The sequence below is a fragment of the Streptomyces sp. NPDC002476 genome (assembly GCF_042889785.1).
In the GTDB taxonomy this organism is placed as follows: Bacteria; Actinomycetota; Actinomycetes; order Streptomycetales; family Streptomycetaceae; genus Streptomyces.
Genome location: NZ_JBIARH010000006.1, coordinates 48,872 through 69,741 on the forward strand (window position 1 = coordinate 48,872; position 20,870 = coordinate 69,741).

A 20,870-nucleotide genomic window follows, 5' to 3' on the forward strand; every position below is an offset into this window, starting at 1 on the left:
TTCGCTCCTTTTAGGTCCGGTTACCGCCGGACCGTCGCTACTTCATGGGCGTACTCATCGCGTACTCATCGAGTGCTCATCGCAATCTCGACCTACTTCCAACTCGCGAGGTACCTGACCGCACGGGGTTTTCCGTGCCGTTCATTTCTTACGGTGTCGCCCGCTCGACGAACCCCCGCAGCGCGGTGGTGTCGAACGGCCCCTTGGCCTTGAAGGCCCGGGGGAACGCCCGGCGGCGAACCGCCAGGTCCAGACAGACAGAGACGGGGTGTACGTACGCACCCCGGCCGGGCAGCGTACCGCGAGGATCGGGGACACAGGCGTCCCCGTCCGCGACGATGCGCAGCAGCTCGTGCTTGGCCGCCCGCTCCCGGCATCCCACGCAGGTTCGCTCAGGGCACGCGAGGGCATGCGTCCGGCCAGACACGTCCAAGTCTACCTCCCCGCATCGACCTCACCCCTTTGGGGCAAAAATCGAACGCATGTTGTTGTCATAGCGGTACGCCGCCCGGGGATTATTCCCGCGGCCCGCACGAAATCACCTGGCGCCGGTGCTCCCGTCCCGCCGTCGCCGCCTCCGGACACCGCCGGGCCGCCGGGCCGGGCGGCCGCCCGGCCCGGCGGGCGGATCAGCCGCGCTCCGACCGCTGACGGGCCCGCTCGGACCGCTCCCGGTCGGCGACGTCACGCTCGGCGTCCGTCTCCGTGTCCGGGCGGATGTCGATGCGCCAGCCGGTGAGGCGGGCGGCGAGGCGGGCGTTCTGCCCCTCCTTGCCGATCGCGAGCGAGAGCTGGTAGTCCGGGACGGTGACCCGGGCGGACCGGGCGCCGAGGTCCACGATCTCGACCTTGCTCACCCGCGCGGGCGACAGGGCGTTGGCGACCATCTCGGCCGGGTCGTCCGACCAGTCGACGATGTCGATCTTCTCGTCGTGGAGTTCGGCCATCACGTTGCGCACCCGGCCGCCCATCGGGCCGATGCAGGCGCCCTTGGCGTTGAGGCCGGAGCGGGTCGAACGGACCGCGATCTTGGTGCGGTGACCGGCCTCGCGGGCGATCGCGCAGATCTCGACGGAGCCGTCGGCGATCTCCGGGACCTCCAGCGCGAAGAGCTTCTTCACCAGATTGGGGTGCGTGCGCGACAGCGTCACGGACGGACCGCGCACACCCTTGACGACCCGGACGACGTAGGTGCGCAGGCGCAGGCCGTGCGGGTACTCCTCGCCCGGCACCTGCTCCTGCACCGGCAGGATGGCCTCCAGCCTGCCGATGTCGACCAGCACGTTCTTCGGGTCCTTGCCCTGCTGGACGACGCCGCTGACGATGTCGCCCTCGTGGCCCGCGTACTCCCCGAACGTCTTGTCGTCCTCCGCGTCGCGCAGGCGCTGCAGAATGACCTGCTTGGCCGTGGACGCCGCGATCCGGCCGAACCCGGAGGGGGTGTCGTCGAACTCCTTGGGCTCCTGGCCCGGCTCCAGGTCGGCCGGGTCCTCCGTCGCCCACACCGTCACATGGCCGCGCTCGTCGATCTCCACGCGCGCGCGGCGGTGGCTTCCCTCGGTCCGGTGGTAGGCGATGAGGAGGGCCGACTCGATCGCCTCGACGAGCACGTCGAAGGGGATCTCCTTGTCCTGCGCCAAGCCCTTCAAGAGCTTCACGTCGATGTCCACGGCTACGCCTCCTCTTCCTTCTTGTCCTTGCGGTTGAATTCGATCTCCACGCGCGCCTTGGCGATCTCGTCGAAGGCGATCCGGCGGGAAGTGGGCCTGCGGCCCTTGACGCCCGGCACCTCCAGGTCGAGCCCGTCCTCGTCCACGGCGAGGATCCGGGCGACCAGCTCGCCGTCCTCGCGCAGGTGCAGCCTGGCCAGACGGCCCGTGGCGCGTACGTAGTGGCGGTGCTCCGTCAGCGGGCGGTCGGCACCGGGGGAACTGACTTCGAGGACGTACTCGCCCTCGCCCATCGCGTCGGTCTCGTCCAGCTTCTGCGAGATCGCACGGCTCAGCTCGGCACAGGCGTCCAGCTCCACGCCCTCTTCGGAGTCCACGACGATCCGCAGCACCCGGCGGCGGCCCGCCCGGCTCACCTCGATCTCCTCGAGGTCCAGTCGCTCGGCGCTGACGAGCGGTTCGAGCAGCCCGCGCAGCCTTTCGCTCTGGGTGGTGCTCATCCGGGTGACTCCTCGGCCGCGTGTGCTGTTGTGGGATCTCGCGTGTCAGGTCAAAGGGTATCCGGTCCCGAGGGGTGTTGCCGTCCTCCCGCCCCCCGACCGCGGGTACGCTCGCCTGCGGTGATCACTTCTGGACAGATCCAGTCACAACAGGGCCAACTCCGAAGGAGAAACAAGTGCGGCGCACGGGGACGACGCGCAGAGGCGCGTTGACCGCGACGGGGGCGATCGCCATGGGCGCGATCCTGAGCGGCTGCGGCGGGAACGAGGACGGGGAGGGCTCCGCCCGGGCCGGCGCGCCGACCGCCGCCGAGATCGCCCGGGCCGTGCGGACGGAGCGCAGGCTCCGGGCGAGCGCCGCGCGGACCAGCCTGGAACTGCTGGCCCGCTACGAGCACGTGGTCGGCGCCCATCCGGCGACCGCCGCCGGGCTCGCGCCGTTGCGCGATGCCGTGCGGGCCCACACCAGGGCACTGGCCCCCGACGGCGAACAGGAGCTCACATCCACGAGGTCGCGCGCGACCGGTGCCCGGGCCGCCGTCGAGGAACTGGCCGACGCGGAACGCCGCGCAGCCGACGCGCACCTGGCGTCGCTCATGGAGGCGCCGCCGGAACTGGCCCGGCTGCTCGCGTCGATCGCGGCGGCCGGCGCGGCCCATGCCTATCTGCTGACCGACCTGGCCAAGGAGACCTCCTCGTGAACGACGGGACCGTCATGAGCGACGCGACGCGCAAGGCCGCCCAGGCGGCGCTGGCCGCCGAGCACGCGGCGGTGTACGGCTACGGCATGGTCGGCGGGCGCGTCGCGGCGGGCCGCCGGGCCGAGGCCACCGCGGCCTACCACGCCCACCGGGCCCGCCGGGACGCGCTGGTGCGGTCGCTCCGCGACGTGGGCGCCGAACCGGTCGCGGCGCGGGCCGCGTACGCCCTGCCCTTCGCGGTGCCGGACGCGGCGGCGGCGGTCCGGCTGGCCGCCGTGCTGGAGGACCGGGTCGCGGACGTGTACTCCGACCTCGTGCGGGCTGCCGAGGGGCCGTTGCGGCGCCAGGCCGCGGACGCGCTGCGCGAGTCGGCCGTGCGCGCGGTCCGCTGGCGGGGCAGCGGCGTACCGTTCCCCGGTCTCGTCGAGCACGCCGACGACGGGTCGGGTGCGACGGCCGGGGCGGCGAAGAAGGCCGCCGGGGACGGGGCCGGTCCGGGGAACGGCTCCGGCTCCGCGCACTGAAGAGGCTTCGAGAGGGAACAAGGCACGTATGGATTTCGAACCGCCGCAGCGGCTGGTGCGAGCGCTCGGCGAGTCGTACGGCGACGCGGCCGACTGGCTGGCACGGCTTCCGGCACTGACCGAGGAGGCGCTGTCCTCGACCGGACGGGAGCCGACCGTCGACCGGGTCGTCGCCCCCGGCGGCCGCAGCGGCCTGGTCCTGCTGGTGACGTGTTCCGACGGCACCCGTGCGGCGCTGAAGATCGCCCCGCCCGGAGCCGCGCCCGAGCAGGAGCGCGCGGCGCTGGCGCACTGGAACGGCTGGGGCTCGGTGCTGCTGCTCGCCGACGGCCCCGGCGCGCTGCTGCTGGAGCGGTTGCATCCCGAGGTGTCGCTGCGCTCGCTGCCGGAGGCGAAGGCGCTGCTGGAGGCGGCGGGCACGGTGCGCCGGCTCTGGGTGGAGCCGCCGGCCGGGCACGGCTTCGAGACCGTCGCCGAGCGGACCGCGCGCCAGGCGGGACCGATGCGCGCCGGCGCCGCGGCCGACCCGGGTCTGGAACCGCTGGTCTCCGCGGCGCTCGCGGCGCGCAACGAGCTGCTCGACCGCTCCCCCGAACTCCTGCTGCTCCACGGGAACTTCCGGCAGAGCAAGGTCCTGGCGGGCGAGCGCGCGCCCTGGCTGGCGGTCGGGCCCGAGCCGTTGGTCGGCGAGCGGGCCTACGATCTCGCGCGTCTGGTGCGCGACCGCGTCGAGGATCTGATCGCCTCGCCCGCGGGTCCGGCGTCGGCCCGGCGCCGGATCGGAAAACTGGCCGACGCGCTGGACGTGGACCGGGAGCGGCTGCGCGGCTGGACGCTGTTCCGCGCGGTGGAGTCGGGCACCCGGGCGCTGGCGGCGGGCCGACGCCAGGAGGGCGAGCTGACGCTGGAGTTCGCTGGCTGGCTGTAGACCGTGGGGCCGGGGTCTCCCCGGGTGCGCGACGGCAGCCCCCCGCGCGTCGCGCGGGGGGCTGCCGTGTGCCGTGCCGTACGGCTCGGAGCCGGTCGGACGGCCTTCGAGCGGTCGGAGGTCGTCCGACCGGCTCTCAGTCCTGGGCGGCGAGGCGGGCGATCGCCTCGTCGACCGTGAGTTCCTCGCGCTCGCCGGTCCGGCGGTCCTTGAGCTCCAGGACGCCTTCGGCCGAGCGGCGGCCGGCGACCAGGATCTTCGGGACACCGATCAGCTCGGCGTCGGTGAACTTCACGCCGGGCGAGACGCCGGCCCGGTCGTCGACCATGACCCGCAGGCCGGCGGCGGCGAGCCGGTCCGAGACGTCGAGGGCGAGTTCCGTCTGGAGGGCCTTGCCCGCCGCGACGACGTGGACGTCGGCCGGGGCGATCTCGCGCGGCCAGCACAGCCCCTGCTCGTCGGCGGTCTGTTCGGCGAGCGCGGCGACGGCGCGGGAGACACCGACGCCGTACGAGCCCATGGTGACCCGGACCGGCTTGCCGTTCTGGCCGAGCACGTCGAGTTGGAAGGTGTCCGCGTACTTGCGGCCCAGCTGGAAGATGTGGCCGATCTCGATGGCGCGGTCCAGCTTGAGGCCGGCACCGCACCGGGGGCAGGGGTCGCCCTCCTCGACGACGACCACGTCGAGGTACTCGTCGACCTCGAAGTCGCGGCCGACGACGACGTTCTTCGCGTGGGTGCCCGGCTTGTTCGCGCCGGTGATCCAGGAGGTGCCGGGGGCGACGCGCGGGTCGGCGATGTAGCGGACCTTCTCGAGGCCCTGCGGGCCGACGTATCCGCGCACCAGGTCGGGGCGGCCCTCGAAGTCCTCCGCGGTGACCAGTTCGACGACGGCGGGGGCCAGGTGCTCGCCGAGCTTGCCGAGGTCGACCTCGCGGTCGCCGGGCACGCCCACGGCGACGATCTCGCCGTCGACCTTGACCAGCAGGTTCTTCAGCGTCGCGGAGGCGGGCACGCCCAGATGCGCGGCGAGCGTCTCGATGGTCGGGGTGTCGGGGGTGTCCAGCTCCTCGGCCGGGCCGTGCGCGGAGCCGTCCGCCGGGGCGCCCTCGAAGGTCACGGCCTCGGTGTTGGCGGCGTAGTCGCAGGCGGGGCAGTCGACGAAGGTGTCCTCGCCGGCCGGGGCGGGGGCCAGGAACTCCTCGGAGGCGGAGCCGCCCATGGCGCCGGATACGGCGGAGACGATGCGGTAGTCGAGGCCGAGCCGCTCGAAGATACGGATGTAGGCGCCGCGGTGCAGCCGGTACGCCTCGGCGAGGCCCTCGTCCGTGGTGTCGAAGGAGTACGAGTCCTTCATCTGGAACTCGCGGCCGCGCAGCACGCCGGCGCGCGGGCGGGCCTCGTCCCGGTACTTGGTCTGGATCTGGTACAGGATCACGGGCAGGTCCTTGTAGGACGTGATCTGATCCTTGACGACCTGGGTGAAGATCTCCTCGTGGGTGGGGCCGAGGAGGTAGTCGGCGCCCTTGCGGTCCTTCAGCCGGAACAGCAGTGCGCCGTACTCGTCGTAGCGGCCGCTGGCCTCGTACGACTCCTTGGGGAGCAGCGCGGGGAGCAGGACCTCCTGGCCGCCGATGGCGTCCATCTCCTCGCGCACGACGCGGGTGATGTTGTCCAGGACCTTCTTGCCGAGCGGCAGCCAGGTCCAGATCCCGGCGGCGGTGCGACGAACGTATCCGGCCCGGACGAGCAGCTTGTGGTTGAGCGTCTCGGCGTCCGCCGGGTCGTCGCGCAGTGTCTTGATCATCAATCGGGACATGCGCTGGACCTGGGCCATGATGAACTCCTGCTCGGAAAGGGTGATGAGCAGGAGGTTAGCCGGGCGGCCCGGTCGGGCGGAAATCGATTGGTGCCGCGGCCCGCCCCGCACACGGCTCCAGGCCCGCCCCGCACACGGCTCCAGGCCCGCCCCGGGCACGGCTCCCGGGCCCGCCCCCCGCGCGGCTTCCCGCTCCTCCACCGCGTGCTCCCGGCGCTACCCCTCCCGGCGCAGCGGGAGCGGTGCTCCCATCACCGCGTACGGCTTGAGGGCGCTGGGGAAGTGCACCTGCCGGGCCAGGTCCCGGTAGCCCAGGCTGCGGTACAGGCCGCGTGCCGGACTGTCCGTGTCGATCGCGGAGAGGATGGAACGGGGCTGGTCGGCGGCGTCCGTGAGGGTGGTGATCAGGGAGCGGCCGATGCCTCGGTTCTGGAACCCGGGCAGGACGTGCAGTTCGGTGATGACGAAGGAATCGTCCAGCCAGTGCGCGCACTCGGTGGCGCGGAGGTAGGGCTCGACGACGGTGGACCACCAGTGGGTGCGTTCGTTGGGCATGCCGTAGACGAAACCGACGAGCCGGCCGTCGGGGGTGGTGGCGCCGAGGGCGCGGGCGTGCGGGTGGTCGAGGTGCCGCAGGACGATGTGGCGGCGTACCTCGACCTCCTCCGGACCGAGGCCGAAGGCGACGGCCTGCACGGCGAGCGCCTCGTCCACGCGCGCGGCGAGATCGACCGGGCCGATCCGGACGCTGGGAGTGCGGGGGCCGTCCCCGGGAACTGCTGCCATGGGCCGACCCTACTGGCCCCGGAGGGACGGGTGGTACGGCCGGGCCCCGGCGTACGCGTGCCCGCTCCGTCGGCAGCCGGCCGGCCGACCGGGTCAGAACAGCACGCTCATGAACGCGCCGGTCTCGCGGAAGCCGACCCGTGCGTACGCCCGGCGGGCGGGGGTGTTGAAGTCGTTCACGTAGAGGCTGACGACGGGGGCGACATCGGCCAGGGCGTAGCGCAGGACCGCCGCCATGCCGGTCTCCGAGAGGCCGCATCCGCGGTGTTCGGGGGCGACCCAGACGCCCTGGATCTGGCAGGCCTGCGGGGTGGCCGCGCCGATCTCCGCCTTGAAGACGACCTTGCCGTCCTCGATCCGGGCGAACGAGCGGCCGGCGCCGATGAGTTCGGCGACGCGTGCCTGGTAGAGGAGTCCGCCGTCGCCCGCGAGCGGGGAGACGCCGACCTCTTCGGTGAACATCGCCACGCAGGCCGGCATCAGGACGTCCATCTCGTCCTTGCGGATGCGGCGGACCAGGGGGTCGGGGGCGATGTCGGCGGACGGGCTCTCGGTGACCATGAGCGGCTGGTGGGCGCGGACCTCGCGGGCGGGGCCCCAGCCGGGTTCGAGCAGCTGCCACAGCCGCGCGGTGGGTTCGGCGGGGCCGACGATCGAGGAGCAGCGGCGGCCGGCCCGGCGGGCGCGGTCGGCGAAGGCCCTGACGGCCTCGGGGCCCGCGCAGATCGGTACGAGGTTGGCGCCGGAGTAGCACAGCGAGCGCAGCCGTCCGTCGGCGTACCAGCCCCACATCTCGCCGCCGAGGCGCCAGGGGTCGAGTCCCGCGATCCGGACCCGGGACGTCACGAAGGCGTTGGCGACGGGGTCGCTCTCCAGGACGGCGAGAGCGGCGCCGAGGTCGCTGGGTTCGAGGACCCGGGTGGTCGTCTGCGTCAACACGAGGGGGCCTCACCATGCGGTCTGCTGATTTCCGCACTGTACCCAAAGAGGCTGTGCGCCGCCGCCCCTGAGGGGGACCGGGGCCGTGGGACGGGGCGGGTGCGGTCACGGCGCGGCGCCCCGCCGGTCGGATGTCCGTCCGGCGGGGCGCCGCGGTGCGCGGGGTCCCGGCGGCCGTGCCCGGGTGTTCCCGACGCGGGTGCGTGCGGGTCCCGGTGGCTGTGCCGGGAAGGCTCAGCCGATGGAGACCTCGGGCTCGCCGGAGGCGACGCCGTCCTTCTCCATCTGCTCGGCGATCTTCATGGCCTCTTCGATCAGGGTCTCGACGATCTTCGACTCGGGCACGGTCTTGATGACCTCGCCCTTCACGAAGATCTGGCCCTTGCCGTTGCCCGAGGCCACGCCCAGGTCCGCCTCGCGGGCCTCGCCGGGACCGTTGACGACGCAGCCCATCACGGCCACGCGCAGCGGGACCTCCATGCCGTCGAGGCCGGCCGTGACCTCCTCGGCGAGCTTGTAGACGTCGACCTGGGCGCGGCCGCAGGACGGGCAGGAGACGATCTCCAGGCGGCGGGGCCTGAGGTTCATCGACTCCAGGATCTGGATGCCGACCTTGATCTCCTCGACCGGCGGGGCCGAGAGGGAGACGCGGATGGTGTCGCCGATGCCCTCGGAGAGCAGGGCGCCGAAGGCGACCGCCGACTTGATCGTGCCCTGGAAGGCGGGGCCGGCCTCCGTGACGCCGAGGTGCAGCGGGTAGTCGCACTTCTCGGCGAGCAGGCGGTAGGCGTTCACCATGACCACCGGGTCGTTGTGCTTCACCGAGATCTTGATCTCGCGGAAGCCGTGCTCCTCGAAGAGGGACGCCTCCCACAGCGCGGACTCGACGAGCGCCTCGGGGGTCGCCTTGCCGTACTTCTGGAGCAGACGGCGGTCCAGGGAGCCCGCGTTCACGCCGATGCGGATCGGGGTGCCGTGGTCCTTCGCCGCCTTGGCGATCTCCTTGACCTGGTCGTCGAACTTCTTGATGTTGCCCGGGTTCACACGGACCGCGGCGCATCCGGCCTCGATGGCCGCGAAGACGTACTTCGGCTGGAAGTGGATGTCCGCGATCACCGGGATCTGCGACTTCCTCGCGATGGTCGCGAGCGCGTCCGCGTCGTCCTGCGTAGGGCACGCCACGCGCACGATCTGGCAGCCCGACGCCGTCAGCTCCGCGATCTGCTGCAGCGTCGCGCCCACGTCCGACGTACGGGTCGTGGTCATCGACTGCACCGACACCGGCGCGTCCCCGCCCACCGCGACCGACCCGACCTGGATCTGGCGGCTGACCCTCCGGTCGGCGAGCTTGGTCGGAACGGACGGCATTCCGAGAGAAATCGCAGTCATGCGCTGAGCATCCCCAAGGTGTGGATCGAGGTCCCGAGTTCGGCGGGCTCCGGCCTTCGAGATTACGGCACCGGGAGCGCCCCGGAGCACACCGCATCCTGGAGCGCCGCGTTCCGGTACGGTCCGGACACACGCTGTGTGCCGGGCCGTCACCGTTGGTGCACCGGCCGGTCCTCCGGGGCGCTCCGGCCGAGCCGGCAGGTCAGGTGATCTTGACCGGGTTCACGATGTCGGCGACCAGCACCAGCAGCGTGAAGCAGATGAAGACGCCCGCCACGACGTAGGCGACCGGCATCAGCTTGGCCACGTCGAAGGGGCCGGGGTCGGGCCTCCTGAAGACCCGGGCCACGTTGCGGCGCAGCGCCTCCCAGAGCGCCCCTGCGATGTGTCCGCCGTCGAGCGGCAGCAGCGGCAGCATGTTGAAGAGGAACAGCGAGAGGTTGAAGCCCGCCAGCAGGAACAACATCATCGCGACCTGGTTCTGCGCCGGAACGTCCAGCGTCATCACCTCGCCGCCGATCCTGGCCGCGCCCACGACACCCACCGGCGAGTCGGCCTCCCGTTCACCGTCGCCGAAGGCGGCGTCCCACAGGCCGGGGATCTTGGACGGGAGGGCGATGATCGAGTCGACGCCGCTCTCGATCATGTCTCCCATGCGGACCACCGAGTCACCGAAGGAGAGCGGGACGATCTCGGTCTGTGCGGCGAAGCCGAGGTAGCCGGCCTTCACGTACTCGCCGGGGACGACCTCGCCCCGGGAGTCCTTCTTGGCGACCGCGTTCTCCTTGAGCACGGCGTGGAGGGTCGTCTCCTGGCCGCCGCGCTGGACGGTGATGGTGGCCGGGCCGATGGTGTCGCGGATCTTCTCGGAGAGCGTGGCCCAGTCGTCGACCTTCTGGCCGTCGAAGGCGACGATCCGGTCGCCCTTCCGGAGCCCGGCGGCCTGCGCGGGCGAGACGTCGTCGGACTTCTTGCAGGTGTCGCGGTTCTCGCTCTGCGGGATCACGCACTTCTGGACGCCCGCGACCTCGGTGGTCTGGGTCTGGAACCCGAACGCCATGGCCACGCCGAGGAAGATGCCGACGGCGAGGACCAGGTTCATGAACGGTCCGGCGAACATCACGATGACGCGCTTCCACGGCTTGCGCGTGTAGAAGAGCCGCTTCTCGTCGCCGGGTTCGAGTTCCTCGAAGGCGGCGGACCGGGCGTCCTCGATCATGCCGCGCCATGGGGACGTGGAACGGGCCTCCAGCCGGCCGTCCGGCCCCGGCGGGAACATGCCGATCATGCGGATGTAGCCGCCGGCCGGGATCGCCTTGATCCCGTACTCGGTGTCGCCCTTCTTCCGTGACCAGATCGTCGGTCCGAAGCCGACCATGTACTGGGGGACGCGGATCCCGAAGAGCTTCGCGGTCGACAGGTGCCCGAGTTCGTGCCAGGCGATGGAGAACAGCAGGCCGATGACGAAGACGGCGATGCCGAGAATCGTCAACAGGACCGTCGAAATGCTCATGCGCGCGCCTCCGCTGTCGCCTTCGCCGAGAGTTCACGGGCCCGGGCACGTGCCCAGGTCTCCGCTTCCAGGACGTCTGCGACCGTGAGCGAAGTTCCCGCGGCGGGGGTGCCGTGCTCGGCCACCACCGCCGTGACCGTATCCATGATGCCGGTGAACGGCAGCCTTCCCGACAGGAACGCGTCGACGCATTCCTCGTTCGCGGCGTTGAAGACGGCGGGGGCGGTGGAGCCGAGCGTGCCCACGTGCCGGGCGAGTCCCACGGAGGGGAACGCCTCGTCGTCGAGGGGGAAGAACTCCCAGCTGGACGCCTTCGACCAGTCGAAGGCGGGCGCGGCGTCCGGGATGCGCCGGGGCCAGCCGATACCGATGGCGATCGGGCCCCGCATGTCCGGGGGCGTGGCCTGGGCGAGGGTGGAGCCGTCGGTGAACTCCACCATCGAGTGCACGTACGACTGGGGGTGCACCACGACCTCGATCCGGTCGAACGGGATGTCGTAGAGGAGATGCGCCTCGATGACCTCCAGGCCCTTGTTGACAAGGGTGGCGGAATTGATCGTGATGACCGGTCCCATGGCCCAGGTCGGGTGGGCGAGGGCCTCCTGGCGGGTGACGCCGGCCAGCTCCGCGCGGGTGCGGCCCCGGAAGGGTCCGCCGGACGCGGTGACGACGAGCTTGCGCACGTCGGCACGGGTGCCCGCGCCCAGGGCCTGGAAGAGGGCGGCGTGCTCGGAGTCGACCGGGATGATCTGGCCGGGCTTGGCCAGCTCCTTCACCAGCGGGCCGCCGACGATCAGCGACTCCTTGTTGGCGAGGGCGAGGGTGCGGCCCGCGCCGAGGGCGGCGAGGGTGGGGGCGAGACCGATGGAGCCGGTGATCCCGTTGAGCACGGTGTGGCAGTCGGTGGCGGCGAGTTCGGACGCTGCGTCGGGTCCGGCGAGGATCTCGGGGAGCGGTTCGCCCGCCCCGTACCGCTCGCGCAGCGCCTCGCGGAGGGCCGGTACGGCGTCCGGCGCGGAGACGGCGACGGCGCGCACCCGCAGTCGATGCGCCTGCTCGGCGAGCAGGCCGACCCGTCCGCCCGCGGCGGCGAGACCGGTGACGCGGAAGTGGTCGGGGTTGCGCAGCACCAGGTCGATGGCCTGGGTGCCGACGGAACCGGTGGAGCCGAGGATGACGAGATCCCGGCGGCCTTCCGCGGCATCGAAGACGAGGTGCGGGTCGGCGAGGGGGGCAGGGCTGTCGCTCATGCCCCCCATTGTTGCCGCATCGGCCGTGCCCGTGGACAGGGCGTCCCCCGTGCGCGGCCGGGCGGCCCGTCCTTACGACCTGGGGAGCAATAGAGAGCGGGCTCCCGACGCCCTGCGACTCCGCCTCCCGCGTTGTCGTCGGTCACCGACGCCACGCGTCGCCTCCCTCCTCCGCCTTGGACTCGAAGCCGCACGACGCCGCTCGCTGATCCACTCCCTATTGCTCCCCAGGTCGTTGGGCCGCCGGGCCCACGATCGGGCGGCTCAGCGGCCCGGCGGCCCGGTGGCTCGGCGGCCCGGCGGCTCGGCGGTCCGGTGGCCCGGCGGTCAGCGCACGCGGCGGCGGACGTCGTCCCGGGCACTGGGCCCCGGGGTGGCGTCGGCGATCCACGGGCCGTCGTCGCTCGGGTCGATGACGCCCTCCTCCAGCCAGGTGTACGCGCCGGACAGGATGCCGTCGACCAGACGCCGGTCCTGGTCGTCGGTGTTGGACCACAGGCGGGTGAAGAGTTCCTCGACCCGGATGCGGGACTGCCGGCAGAAGGTGTCGGCGAGCCGGTACGCCTCGCGGCCGTGGTCGCCGGTGGAGCGCAGGTGCTCGGCACGGACGCAGGCGGCGCTCGTCGCGAAGAGTTCCGCGCCGATGTCGACGATCCGGCCGAGGAAGCCCTGTTTGGTCTCCATCCGGCCCTGCCAGCGCGACATGGCGTAGAAGGTGGAGCGCGCGAGCTTGCGCGAGCAGCGTTCGACGTACCGCAGGTGCGAGGAGAGGTCCGGGAGCCCGGGATGGGTGAACTCCCCGTACGTGCGGGGCAGTTGCCCCGGTCCGGCGACGAGCCTGGGCAGCCAGCGGGCGTAGAAGCCCGCCGCGTTCGCCCCTGCCCTCGCCTTGGCGGCGAGGGGTTTGTCGGGGTCGATGATGTCCCCGGCGACCTTCAGGTGGGCGTCGACGGCCTCGCGGGCGATCAGCAGGTGCATGATCTCGGTGGAGCCCTCGAAGATCCGGTTGATCCGCAGGTCGCGCAGGAGCTGCTCGGCGGGGACGGCGCGTTCGCCGCGGGCGGCGAGGGACGCGGCGGTCTCGAAGCCCCGCCCGCCGCGGATCTGGACGAGTTCGTCGGCCATCAGACAGCCCGTCTCGGAGCCGTACAGCTTGGCGAGGGCCGCCTCGATCCGGATGTCGTTGCGGTTCTCGTCGGCCATCTGGGAGGCGAGGTCGACCATCGCCTCCAGGGCGAAGGTGGTCGCGGCGATGTAGGAGATCTTGGCGCCGACGGCCTCGTGCCGGGCGACCGGGCGGCCCCACTGCTCGCGCGCCGCCGACCACTCGCGGGCGATCCCGAGGCACCATTTCCCGGCGCCGACGCACATGGCGGGCAGCGAGAGCCGTCCGGTGTTGAGCGTGGTGAGGGCGATTCTGAGCCCGGCGCCCTCGGGTCCGATACGGTTCGCGGCCGGGACCCGGACGCGGTGGAAGCGGGTGACGCCGTTCTCGAGGCCGCGCAGGCCCATGAAGGCGTTGCGGTGCTCGACGGTGATGCCCGGGGAGTCCGCCTCGACGACGAACGCGGTGATGCCGCCCTTGTGGCCGTCGGACTCGGGGACGCGGGCCATCACGACGAGCAGGTCGGCGACCACGCCGTTGGTGGTCCACAGCTTCACGCCGTCGAGGACGTAGTCCTGGCCGTCCGGGACCGCCGAGGTGGCCAGCCGGGCCGGGTCGGAGCCTACGTCCGGCTCGGTGAGCAGGAACGCCGAGATGTCGGTGCTCGCCAGCCTGGGCAGGAACGCGTCCTTCTGCTCCTGGGTGCCGAAGAGCTTGAGCGGCTGCGGTACGCCGATGGACTGGTGGGCGGAGAGCAGCGCGCCGATCGCGGGGCTGAGCGAGCCGACCAGTGTGAGGGCCTTGTTGTAGTAGAGCTGGGTCAGCCCGAGTCCGCCGTACTTCGGTTCGATCTTCATCCCGAGGGCGCCGAGTTCCTTGAGGCCGTTGATGACCTCGTCGGGGATCCGGGCCTCGCGCTCGATGACGGCGCCGTCGACCTCGGTCTCGCAGAACTCGCGCAGCCGGGCGAGGAACGCCTCGCCGCGCCGGACGTCGTCCGGGGACGGCAGCGGGTGCGGGTGGATCAGGTCGAGCCGGAAGCGCCCGAGGAAGAGTTCCTTGGCGAAACTGGGCTTGTGCCAGTCCTGTTCGCGGGCGGCCTCGGCCACCCGGCGCGCCTCGCGCTCGGTGACCGTGGGGGTGTTCTTGGGTGCGGATGGGGCGGACATGAGGAACTCACCTCGCCGCAGCGTGGGGGTGGGCGGACGCGGCCGGTCCGGGCGGGGCGCGGATGCCTGCCGTGCCGTACCGAACGGTGCTACGTGTCCTGATCTACCCGATGCGCGGGCCCGCCGCCATCGGTGGCCGCCGATCGGGTCGGCGGCCACCCCGCCGGCCGTTCCCGCCGTGACAGGGCGGCCCGGGAGTGTGCGGGGAGCGCGCGGTCGTGTCCGCCTCCCGCCCCGCGTACGCGTGTACGGCCGGGCCGGGAGGGCGCGGACACGCGAAGGCGGCCGCAGCCCCCGCACAGTGGGCTGCGGCCGCCTCCGTCGCCGCCCGCCCCTCGCTGTCCAGGCGGATGGGAGCGGGCGGTACCGGTGGGCCGGGTGTCGTTCCGGTTCCGGGATCTACAGGGCGAGGCCGGTGAGGACCATCACGCGCTCGTAGGTGTAGTCCTCCATCGCGTAGCGGACGCCCTCGCGGCCGACGCCGGACTGCTTGGCGCCGCCGTACGGCATCTGGTCCGCGCGGTAGGAGGGGACGTCGCCGATGATCACGCCGCCGACCTCCAGCGCGCGGTGGGCGCGGAAGGCGGTCTGCAGGTCGTGCGTGAACACACCGGCCTGGAGGCCGTACTTGGAGGAGTTGACGGCGGCGAACGCCTCGGCCTCGCCGTCCACCTTCTGCACCGAGAGGACCGGTCCGAAGACCTCCTCGTGGGCGAGGGTGGCGTCCTGCGGCAGGTCGGCGAGGACGGTCGGCGCGTAGGTGGCGCCGTCCCGCTTGCCGCCGGCGAGCAGCTGGGCGCCGCCCTGTACGGCCTCGTCGACCCAGGACTCGACGCGCTTGGCGGCGTCCTCGCTGACCAGCGGGCCGACCTCGGTGGCGGCGTCGGACGGGTCGCCGGTGACCTGGGCCTCCACGGCCGCGACGATCTTCGGGACGAGCCGGTCGTACACCGAGGCGTCCGCGATGACGCGCTGCACCGAGATGCAGGACTGGCCGGCCTGGTAGTTCGCGAAGGTCGCGATGCGGTTCGCGGCCCAGTCCAGGTCCTCCTCGGAGGCGTAGTCGCCGAGGACGACGGCGGCGGCGTTGCCGCCGAGCTCCAGGGTGCAGTGCTTGCGCGGCACCGACTCCAGGATCGAGTAGCCGACCGGACCGGAACCGGTGAAGGAGATGACGGGCAGGCGCTCGTCCTGGACCAGGTCGGGCATCCGGTCGTTGGGGACGGTCAGCACGGACCACGAACCGGCCGGGAGGTCGGTCTCGGCCAGGATCTCGCCCAGGACCAGCGAGGAGATCGGGGTGGCCGGGGCGGGCTTCAGGATGATCGGGGCGCCGACGGCGATGGCCGGGGCGACCTTGTGGGCGCTCAGGTTCAGCGGGAAGTTGAACGGGGCGATGCCGAGGACCGGGCCGCGCGGGAAGCGGCGGGTCAGGCCGAGGCGGCCGGTGCCGCCCGCGTCGGTGTCGAGGCGCTGGGCGTCGCCACCGTTGAAGCGGCGGGTCTCCTCGGCGGCGAACCGGAACACGGAGACGGCGCGACCGACCTCGCCGCGGGCCCACTTGATGGGCTTGCCGTTCTCGGCGGAGATCAGCTGGGCGATCTCCTCGGTGCGCTCCACCAGGCGCCGTACGACGTGGTCGAGGGCGGCGGCACGGACGTGTGCCGGGGTCGCGGCGAACTCCTCGCGCACGGCGTGCGCGGCCGCGACGGCCTCCTCGATCTGCGCGTCGGTCGGCACGCCGACGGTGCCGACGAGCCTGCCGTCCCAGGGGTTGGTGACGTCGAAGCTGTCCTCACCGGTGGCCCGGCGGCCGGCGAGCCAGAAGGCGTGGGTGGAAGTCATGGAGGTTCCGGCCCTTCGGAGTCGTGGGGTGTGCTGCACCCCACCGTAGGGCCGAACGCCCGGCCTGGCGTTTGTCCGACGTGGAGCAGTGCGCCCCGGGCTTGCTACGGATTGTCCGATGTGGCGCGGGACCGGGACACTCCTCGGCGCGACGGCCCTCAGAGCCCGGGCGGCGTCTCCTGCGCGGGCGGGGTGCTCGTGGCCTTCAGGGCCAGCCACAGCTCCATCCGCACGTCCGGGTCGTCCAGCGAGCGGCCGAGGATCTCCTCCACCCGGCGCATCCGGTAGCGCAGGGTGTGGCGGTGCACGCCCAGGTCCGCCGCGGCGGCGTCCCACTGGCCGTGGTGGGAGAGCCAGGCGCGCAGCGAGGCGACCAGGTCGCCGCGCCCCTTCGCGTCGTGCTCGCGCAGGGCCCGGAGCATTCCGTCGGCGAAGGCGCGGACGGCGTCGTCGGCCAGCAGCGGCAGCACGGAGCCCGCCACCAGTTCCTCGTGCTCGACCAGTGCCCTGCTCCGGCGCCGGGCCACCGACAGCGCCTGCTCGGCCTGCTTGTAGGCGGCGGAGACGCTGGTGGGGCCCGACGGTGCGGAGAGGCCCACGATCACCCGGTCCTCCTCCTGCGCCGCCGGTGCGCGCGCCGGACGCGCCTCCCCGGTCTCCCTGGCCTCCCTGGCCTCCTGGGCCTCCGCGTGCACCGTGCAGGCGGCGACCACCGCTCCCCCGTCCGCGGCGAGGACGACGAGCCGATCGCCCTCGGGGACGGCCAGCAGCGCCTCGCCGGTCCGGAAGGCCGCGGCCTCCAGCGCCTCGCCCAGCGCCACCGGTGCGCGGGGGCCGTCCGCCTCGGCGATGAGCAGCCGGAACGGGGCGTCGAGCAGTCCCCCGTACAGGTCCCCGGCGACGGCCCTGGCGTGGTCCGGCCGGCCGGCGAGCAGCATCCGCAGCACCGCCGCGCCCAGCCGCTGCTCGGCGTCCTGGAGGGAGCGGGAGCGGGCGGTGGTGAGGGTCAGCAGGGCGACCGCCGAGTGCACCGCGTACCGCTCGGCGGTGCCGAGTGCCGCGCCGGTGCCGACGGCCAGCGCGCCCCGGACCCGGCGGCCGGTGCCCAGGGTCTGGAGCTCGACCCGGTCGTCGGTGCCGCCCACGACCACACTGGCCGGGGCGGGGCGTTCGCGCAGCCGCTCCACGTCGGGCGTGAGCCGGGCGGCCCGCCGGGCGGCCCACTCGGGGGCCGAGGCGACGACGGCGCCGGAGGTGTCGTAGAGCGCGGCCCAGCCGTCGACGTGCGCGGCGAGCCGGGCGAGGAGTTCACCGGGGCCGTCGCCCGACACCGCTGCCTTGGTCAGCTCCCGCTGGGCGGCGAACCCGGCCGTCACCGCCTGGTACTGGTCGGCGGCGATCGTCGAGGAGACGGCCTTGGCGATGGCGATGAACGGGGTGCGGCGCGGCACCTCCAGCAGCGGGAGGCCCGCCTCCTCGGCGGCGTCGATCAGGGCCCGCGGCACCTCGTCGTAGTTCACGCCGACGGCGAAGCCCAGGCCGACGACCCCGGCCCCGGCCAGCCGCCGCACGTACCGCCGCATCGCCTCGGGGTTCTCGGCGTCCAGGTTGGTGGCGGTGACGAGCAGGAACTCCCCGCCCTCCATGTACGGGACCGGGTCGGGCAGTTCGCTGGCGTGGGCCCAGCGGACGGGCACGTCGAGCCGGTCCGCCGCCGCACGCACCCTGAGTCTGAGCGCCGAGTGCTGGACGAGCGAGGCGAGAGTGGGGGGCATGGGGACCGTGGGACCTCGGGCAGTCGTTCTTCGCCGTCCCGTACGAACGGCTGCCCTCAATTCTGCCAGGGCGGCGCAGTCCGCGGCGACGGCTCGGCCGCGCCGCCACCGCCGCCCGCGCGTACCGGCGCCGTCGCCCCGTGCTTCCTGAGCCGGTCGCCCGGCCTCCCGGGGTCAGTCGCCCAGCCGTACCAGCAGCGGCGGCGCGTGCTCACCGTCGACCGACGTCAGCGAGAGCACCGCGTGCCCCGGGGGCAGTTCGTAGGCGAGCGCGGAGGCGGACCAGCGTTCGCGCTCCACCTGCCGCACGGTGACGGCGTCGACGGTGACCGCCTTGCCGGTGGCGAGCTTGCGCAGCGCGTGCATGGCGCGGGTGAACGGCTGGTCGGCGAAGACCCCGTGCTGGGCCACCTCGCGGACCGAGACCCACTCCTTGCCCCAGGTCTCCGAGAACCGCTTCCCGTCCCAGGTGGTGACGCCCGAGAAGATCATCCCGCAGCCCACCGCGCCCAGCAGGGACGCGTGCAGCCCCTCGGGGACGTCGTCGACGGTGCGCAGGGCGAGCACCGCTCCGGCGTTCAGCGGCCTGAGTCCCCTGATCCCCTGGATGGTCCGGGCGGTGAGGGTGTGGGTCGCGTCGTCCAGCACCAGACAGGCGAACACCGACCGGTCGGTGCGGGTCTCGGCCATCGCGTTGAACTGCGCGAGGACGAGGCGGGCCAGCACCCTGGACGCCGCCGCGTGGGCGCGTTCCGGGAGGTCGATCCGGACCCTGAGCGGATGCTGCCCGAAAGCCCGCAGGGAGAAGGGCCGTGCGTCCTCCCCGGTCGCGAAGAACCCGGCGAACGCGGGCCGGTCGAGGAGGGCTACGCGGTCGGCGAGCAGCGCCGCGGGGTCCGACCCGGCGCCCGCCTGCCGGGTCCGGGCGTCGAGTTCGCGGAGCATCGCGGCATGGCCGCCCGCCTCCAGTGCGCGCCGCAGTGCGCCGAGGGCCCTCTCGTCCCCCGCGAGCAGTTCCCGCAGTTCGGGGACGGACGGGAAGTGTCCGTGGACCGTCCGGTAGGGGCCGAGCAGTTGTCCCAGGGCCAGGGCCGCGCGCCGGCCGTCCAGTTCGGGGATGTCCCCGGCCAGCCCCTCCGCGAGGGTGGCCGCGGCCTCATCGGGGTCGGTCGATCCGCCGTACAGGTCGAAGTCGTGGACGGACGAGGGGTCGCCGATCCTGACGACGACGTCGTACGCGTCGTCGGGTCCCAGGGGCGTGCCCGCGGCACCGACGGCGAGCACCGCCACCGCACCGGTCAGCGCCTGGAGGGCGAGCGTCTCGACGACGGGACGCACCAGCCCGGTCGTCTTGCCCGCGCCGGCCGGGCCGACCGCCAGCAGGGACGTGCCCAGCACGGCGGGGTCCAGGGCGACCCCCGAGCCCCGGCGCGCGTAGGGGTTGCGTTCGTCGTCCGCGCAGCCGCCGATGCGGACCTGGCCGGTCAGCAGGTCGTGGCGGGCGGTGCGCAGGGGGAGGTCGCGGTGGCCCGAGGGGTGCAGGAAGGCGTCGGCGCCCCGGCGCACCACCGTCTCGTCGAAGGACGCCGGGCCGTCGTGGCGGGACCGGGCCCGTGTCCAGGCGTGGTGGACGCGCACGCAGTCCACGTCGTTCAGACGTCCGCCGCGCACGGCCGAGGTGAGCACGTCCGCCGCGGCGGTCAGTCCCGCGGCCCGCAGCGCGGGCCACCGGGCGGCGTCCGTCCCGGAGGCGGGCGACGGGCCCTGCCCGGCCGCGGGAGGAACGGCCTCCGGAAGGCCGCCCGCCGGCCGCGCGGCCGCGCGGCGCGCCGACCGGGCGCGGAGGGCGGCGCGCCAGCGTCCGGCCCGGGCGAAGGGCCACACGACCGCGGCGATGACCAGGGCGTATGCGCTGTAGGCGACCACCGCCGCCAGGTACGCGCTGCCGCCGCCCTGCAGCCAGCTCTGCGGGATCAGGTAGAAGACGACGTCCAGCAGGGGCACCGTGCTGTTCCCGACCAGCCACAGCGCGAACAGGGCGCCGAGGCCCGAGGCCCACAGCCGGGCCCGGTCCGTGTTGGATCCCGCCCAGTGGCGGAAGATCCCGGACCAGTGCCCGAGGCGGGCGGCCCACAGCCCGGCGAGCAGCACCAGCAGCTGGTAGTAGAGCGTCTCGATGCTGTACGCGGCGCGCGGGACGTAGTCCGCCCGCAGCGTCTCGAACACCCACCAGTCCCCCGGTGTGATCGCCACCAGGGGCACCTTCACGTACGGGATGCGGAAGTCCGCGAGCAGCGCCCAGACCAGCAGCCAGAGTCCCAGCGTGATCAGCGGCCCGAGCAGGGAGGGCCGGGGCGGCTTCTCGGCGGGCCGCGGCACGTATCCGTACCGCCAGATGCCGGGCGCGGCGGCGGGGCGGAGGGCGTTCAGCCACTCGGCGACCGGCGGCCCGGTCCGCGGAAGCCCGGCGGGCATCGGCGGCGCCGCGGGGGGAGGCCCGGCGGGCCTGGGCGGGGCGGCGGGCGGCGGTCCGGCCGGGCGCGGCACCACGTGCCGGGAGGCGCCGGGGCTGACGTGCCCCTGCTGCGTACCGTCCTCGCCCCGCACATCGTGCGGGTCACCGCTCGTGCCCCGCGCGCCGTGCACGTCGTCGCTCTTCATGAACCGTCGCCCCCCTGACCGGCCGGGTCCGTCCGCTGCCCCGGTCAATCTAGTGCCCCTCCCGGTGCTGTCCGCCCCGTCGCGCCGCCCGGGGTGCGCGGCGGGTCCGGCGGGGCTCCCGGGCGGCGGCCGTACGGGTGGTGTCCGCGCGTCCCGGCACCCCCGCGTCCGGTGCGTGCTATGTCCGCGACGGACAACGCCGCACGGCCACCACTCCCGAACGGAACATGCCGGACCCCCGGTCCCGCCCCTAGCCTGCAGGCAGAGAAGCGTCCGAAACACCCCACAGGAGCCCC

General features: G+C 73.3%; 16 protein-coding genes. 3 read left to right on the forward strand and 13 right to left on the reverse strand.

Annotated elements, in window-relative coordinates; translation table 11 throughout:
- Positions 1-148 precede the first annotated feature (148 nt).
- From ACFYXM_RS09230 to rimP, 3 genes are all read right to left on the reverse strand, one after another.
- The gene (locus ACFYXM_RS09230; protein ID WP_389288549.1) at positions 149-427 is read right to left on the reverse strand and encodes a YlxR family protein; all 279 of its coding nucleotides are present in this window, start codon (positions 425-427) and stop codon (positions 149-151) included.
- 202 nt (positions 428-629) lie between these two features.
- Positions 630-1,670, reverse strand: coding sequence for a transcription termination factor NusA (gene nusA, locus ACFYXM_RS09235; protein ID WP_389288375.1), 1,041 nt, complete (start codon positions 1,668-1,670; stop codon positions 630-632).
- Between the two features lie 2 nt (positions 1,671-1,672).
- Positions 1,673-2,170, reverse strand: coding sequence for a ribosome maturation factor RimP (rimP, locus tag ACFYXM_RS09240; RefSeq protein ID WP_389288376.1), 498 nt, complete (start codon positions 2,168-2,170; stop codon positions 1,673-1,675).
- A gap of 176 nt (positions 2,171-2,346) precedes the next feature.
- On the opposite strand from rimP, the gene ACFYXM_RS09245 reads away from it, so the two are divergent.
- From ACFYXM_RS09245 to ACFYXM_RS09255, 3 genes are read left to right on the forward strand one after another with little or no spacing between them, the layout of a single operon-like run.
- Positions 2,347-2,871: a hypothetical protein gene (locus ACFYXM_RS09245; protein ID WP_389288377.1), complete on the forward strand. Its 525-nt coding sequence runs from the start codon at positions 2,347-2,349 to the stop codon at positions 2,869-2,871.
- A gap of 14 nt (positions 2,872-2,885) precedes the next feature.
- On the forward strand, positions 2,886-3,395 hold the full coding sequence (locus tag ACFYXM_RS09250; protein WP_389288550.1) for a ferritin-like domain-containing protein: 510 nt from the start codon (positions 2,886-2,888) through the stop codon (positions 3,393-3,395).
- Between the two features lie 28 nt (positions 3,396-3,423).
- A complete protein-coding gene (locus ACFYXM_RS09255) occupies positions 3,424-4,323 on the forward strand; it encodes an aminoglycoside phosphotransferase family protein (RefSeq protein ID WP_389288378.1) in 900 nt (299 codons plus the stop codon).
- 136 nt (positions 4,324-4,459) lie between these two features.
- Here ACFYXM_RS09255 and ACFYXM_RS09260 read toward each other — a convergent pair whose 3' ends face one another.
- The 10 genes from ACFYXM_RS09260 to ACFYXM_RS09305 form a co-directional block, all read right to left on the reverse strand.
- Positions 4,460-6,160, reverse strand: a complete 1,701-nt coding sequence (locus ACFYXM_RS09260; RefSeq protein ID WP_389288379.1) for a proline--tRNA ligase — start codon at positions 6,158-6,160, stop codon at positions 4,460-4,462.
- Between the two features lie 198 nt (positions 6,161-6,358).
- The gene (locus tag ACFYXM_RS09265) at positions 6,359-6,928 is read right to left on the reverse strand and encodes a GNAT family N-acetyltransferase (protein ID WP_389288380.1); all 570 of its coding nucleotides are present in this window, start codon (positions 6,926-6,928) and stop codon (positions 6,359-6,361) included.
- A 93-nt stretch (positions 6,929-7,021) separates the two neighbouring features.
- The gene (locus ACFYXM_RS09270) at positions 7,022-7,867 is read right to left on the reverse strand and encodes a GNAT family N-acetyltransferase (protein WP_389288381.1); all 846 of its coding nucleotides are present in this window, start codon (positions 7,865-7,867) and stop codon (positions 7,022-7,024) included.
- Positions 7,868-8,101: 234 nt separating this feature from the next.
- Positions 8,102-9,256 (reverse strand): flavodoxin-dependent (E)-4-hydroxy-3-methylbut-2-enyl-diphosphate synthase, encoded by a 1,155-nt coding sequence (gene ispG / locus ACFYXM_RS09275; RefSeq protein ID WP_389288382.1) that lies wholly within the window; start codon positions 9,254-9,256, stop codon positions 8,102-8,104.
- Between the two features lie 202 nt (positions 9,257-9,458).
- Complete coding sequence (locus tag ACFYXM_RS09280) at positions 9,459-10,769, reverse strand: M50 family metallopeptidase (protein ID WP_389288383.1); 1,311 nt, start codon at positions 10,767-10,769, stop codon at positions 9,459-9,461.
- Positions 10,766-12,019, reverse strand: coding sequence for a 1-deoxy-D-xylulose-5-phosphate reductoisomerase (gene dxr / locus ACFYXM_RS09285; RefSeq protein WP_389288384.1), 1,254 nt, complete (start codon positions 12,017-12,019; stop codon positions 10,766-10,768). The genes ACFYXM_RS09280 and dxr overlap by 4 nt, the downstream gene beginning before the upstream one ends.
- 327 nt (positions 12,020-12,346) lie before the next feature.
- Positions 12,347-14,293: an acyl-CoA dehydrogenase family protein gene (locus ACFYXM_RS09290; protein ID WP_389288385.1), complete on the reverse strand. Its 1,947-nt coding sequence runs from the start codon at positions 14,291-14,293 to the stop codon at positions 12,347-12,349.
- Between the two features lie 399 nt (positions 14,294-14,692).
- A complete protein-coding gene (locus tag ACFYXM_RS09295) occupies positions 14,693-16,138 on the reverse strand; it encodes an aldehyde dehydrogenase family protein (RefSeq protein ID WP_389288386.1) in 1,446 nt (481 codons plus the stop codon).
- Between the two features lie 158 nt (positions 16,139-16,296).
- Complete coding sequence (locus tag ACFYXM_RS09300; RefSeq protein WP_389288387.1) at positions 16,297-17,913, reverse strand: PucR family transcriptional regulator; 1,617 nt, start codon at positions 17,911-17,913, stop codon at positions 16,297-16,299.
- Positions 17,914-18,087: 174 nt separating this feature from the next.
- Positions 18,088-20,574: an ATP/GTP-binding protein gene (locus ACFYXM_RS09305; RefSeq protein ID WP_389288388.1), complete on the reverse strand. Its 2,487-nt coding sequence runs from the start codon at positions 20,572-20,574 to the stop codon at positions 18,088-18,090.
- Positions 20,575-20,870: the final 296 nt, after the last annotated feature.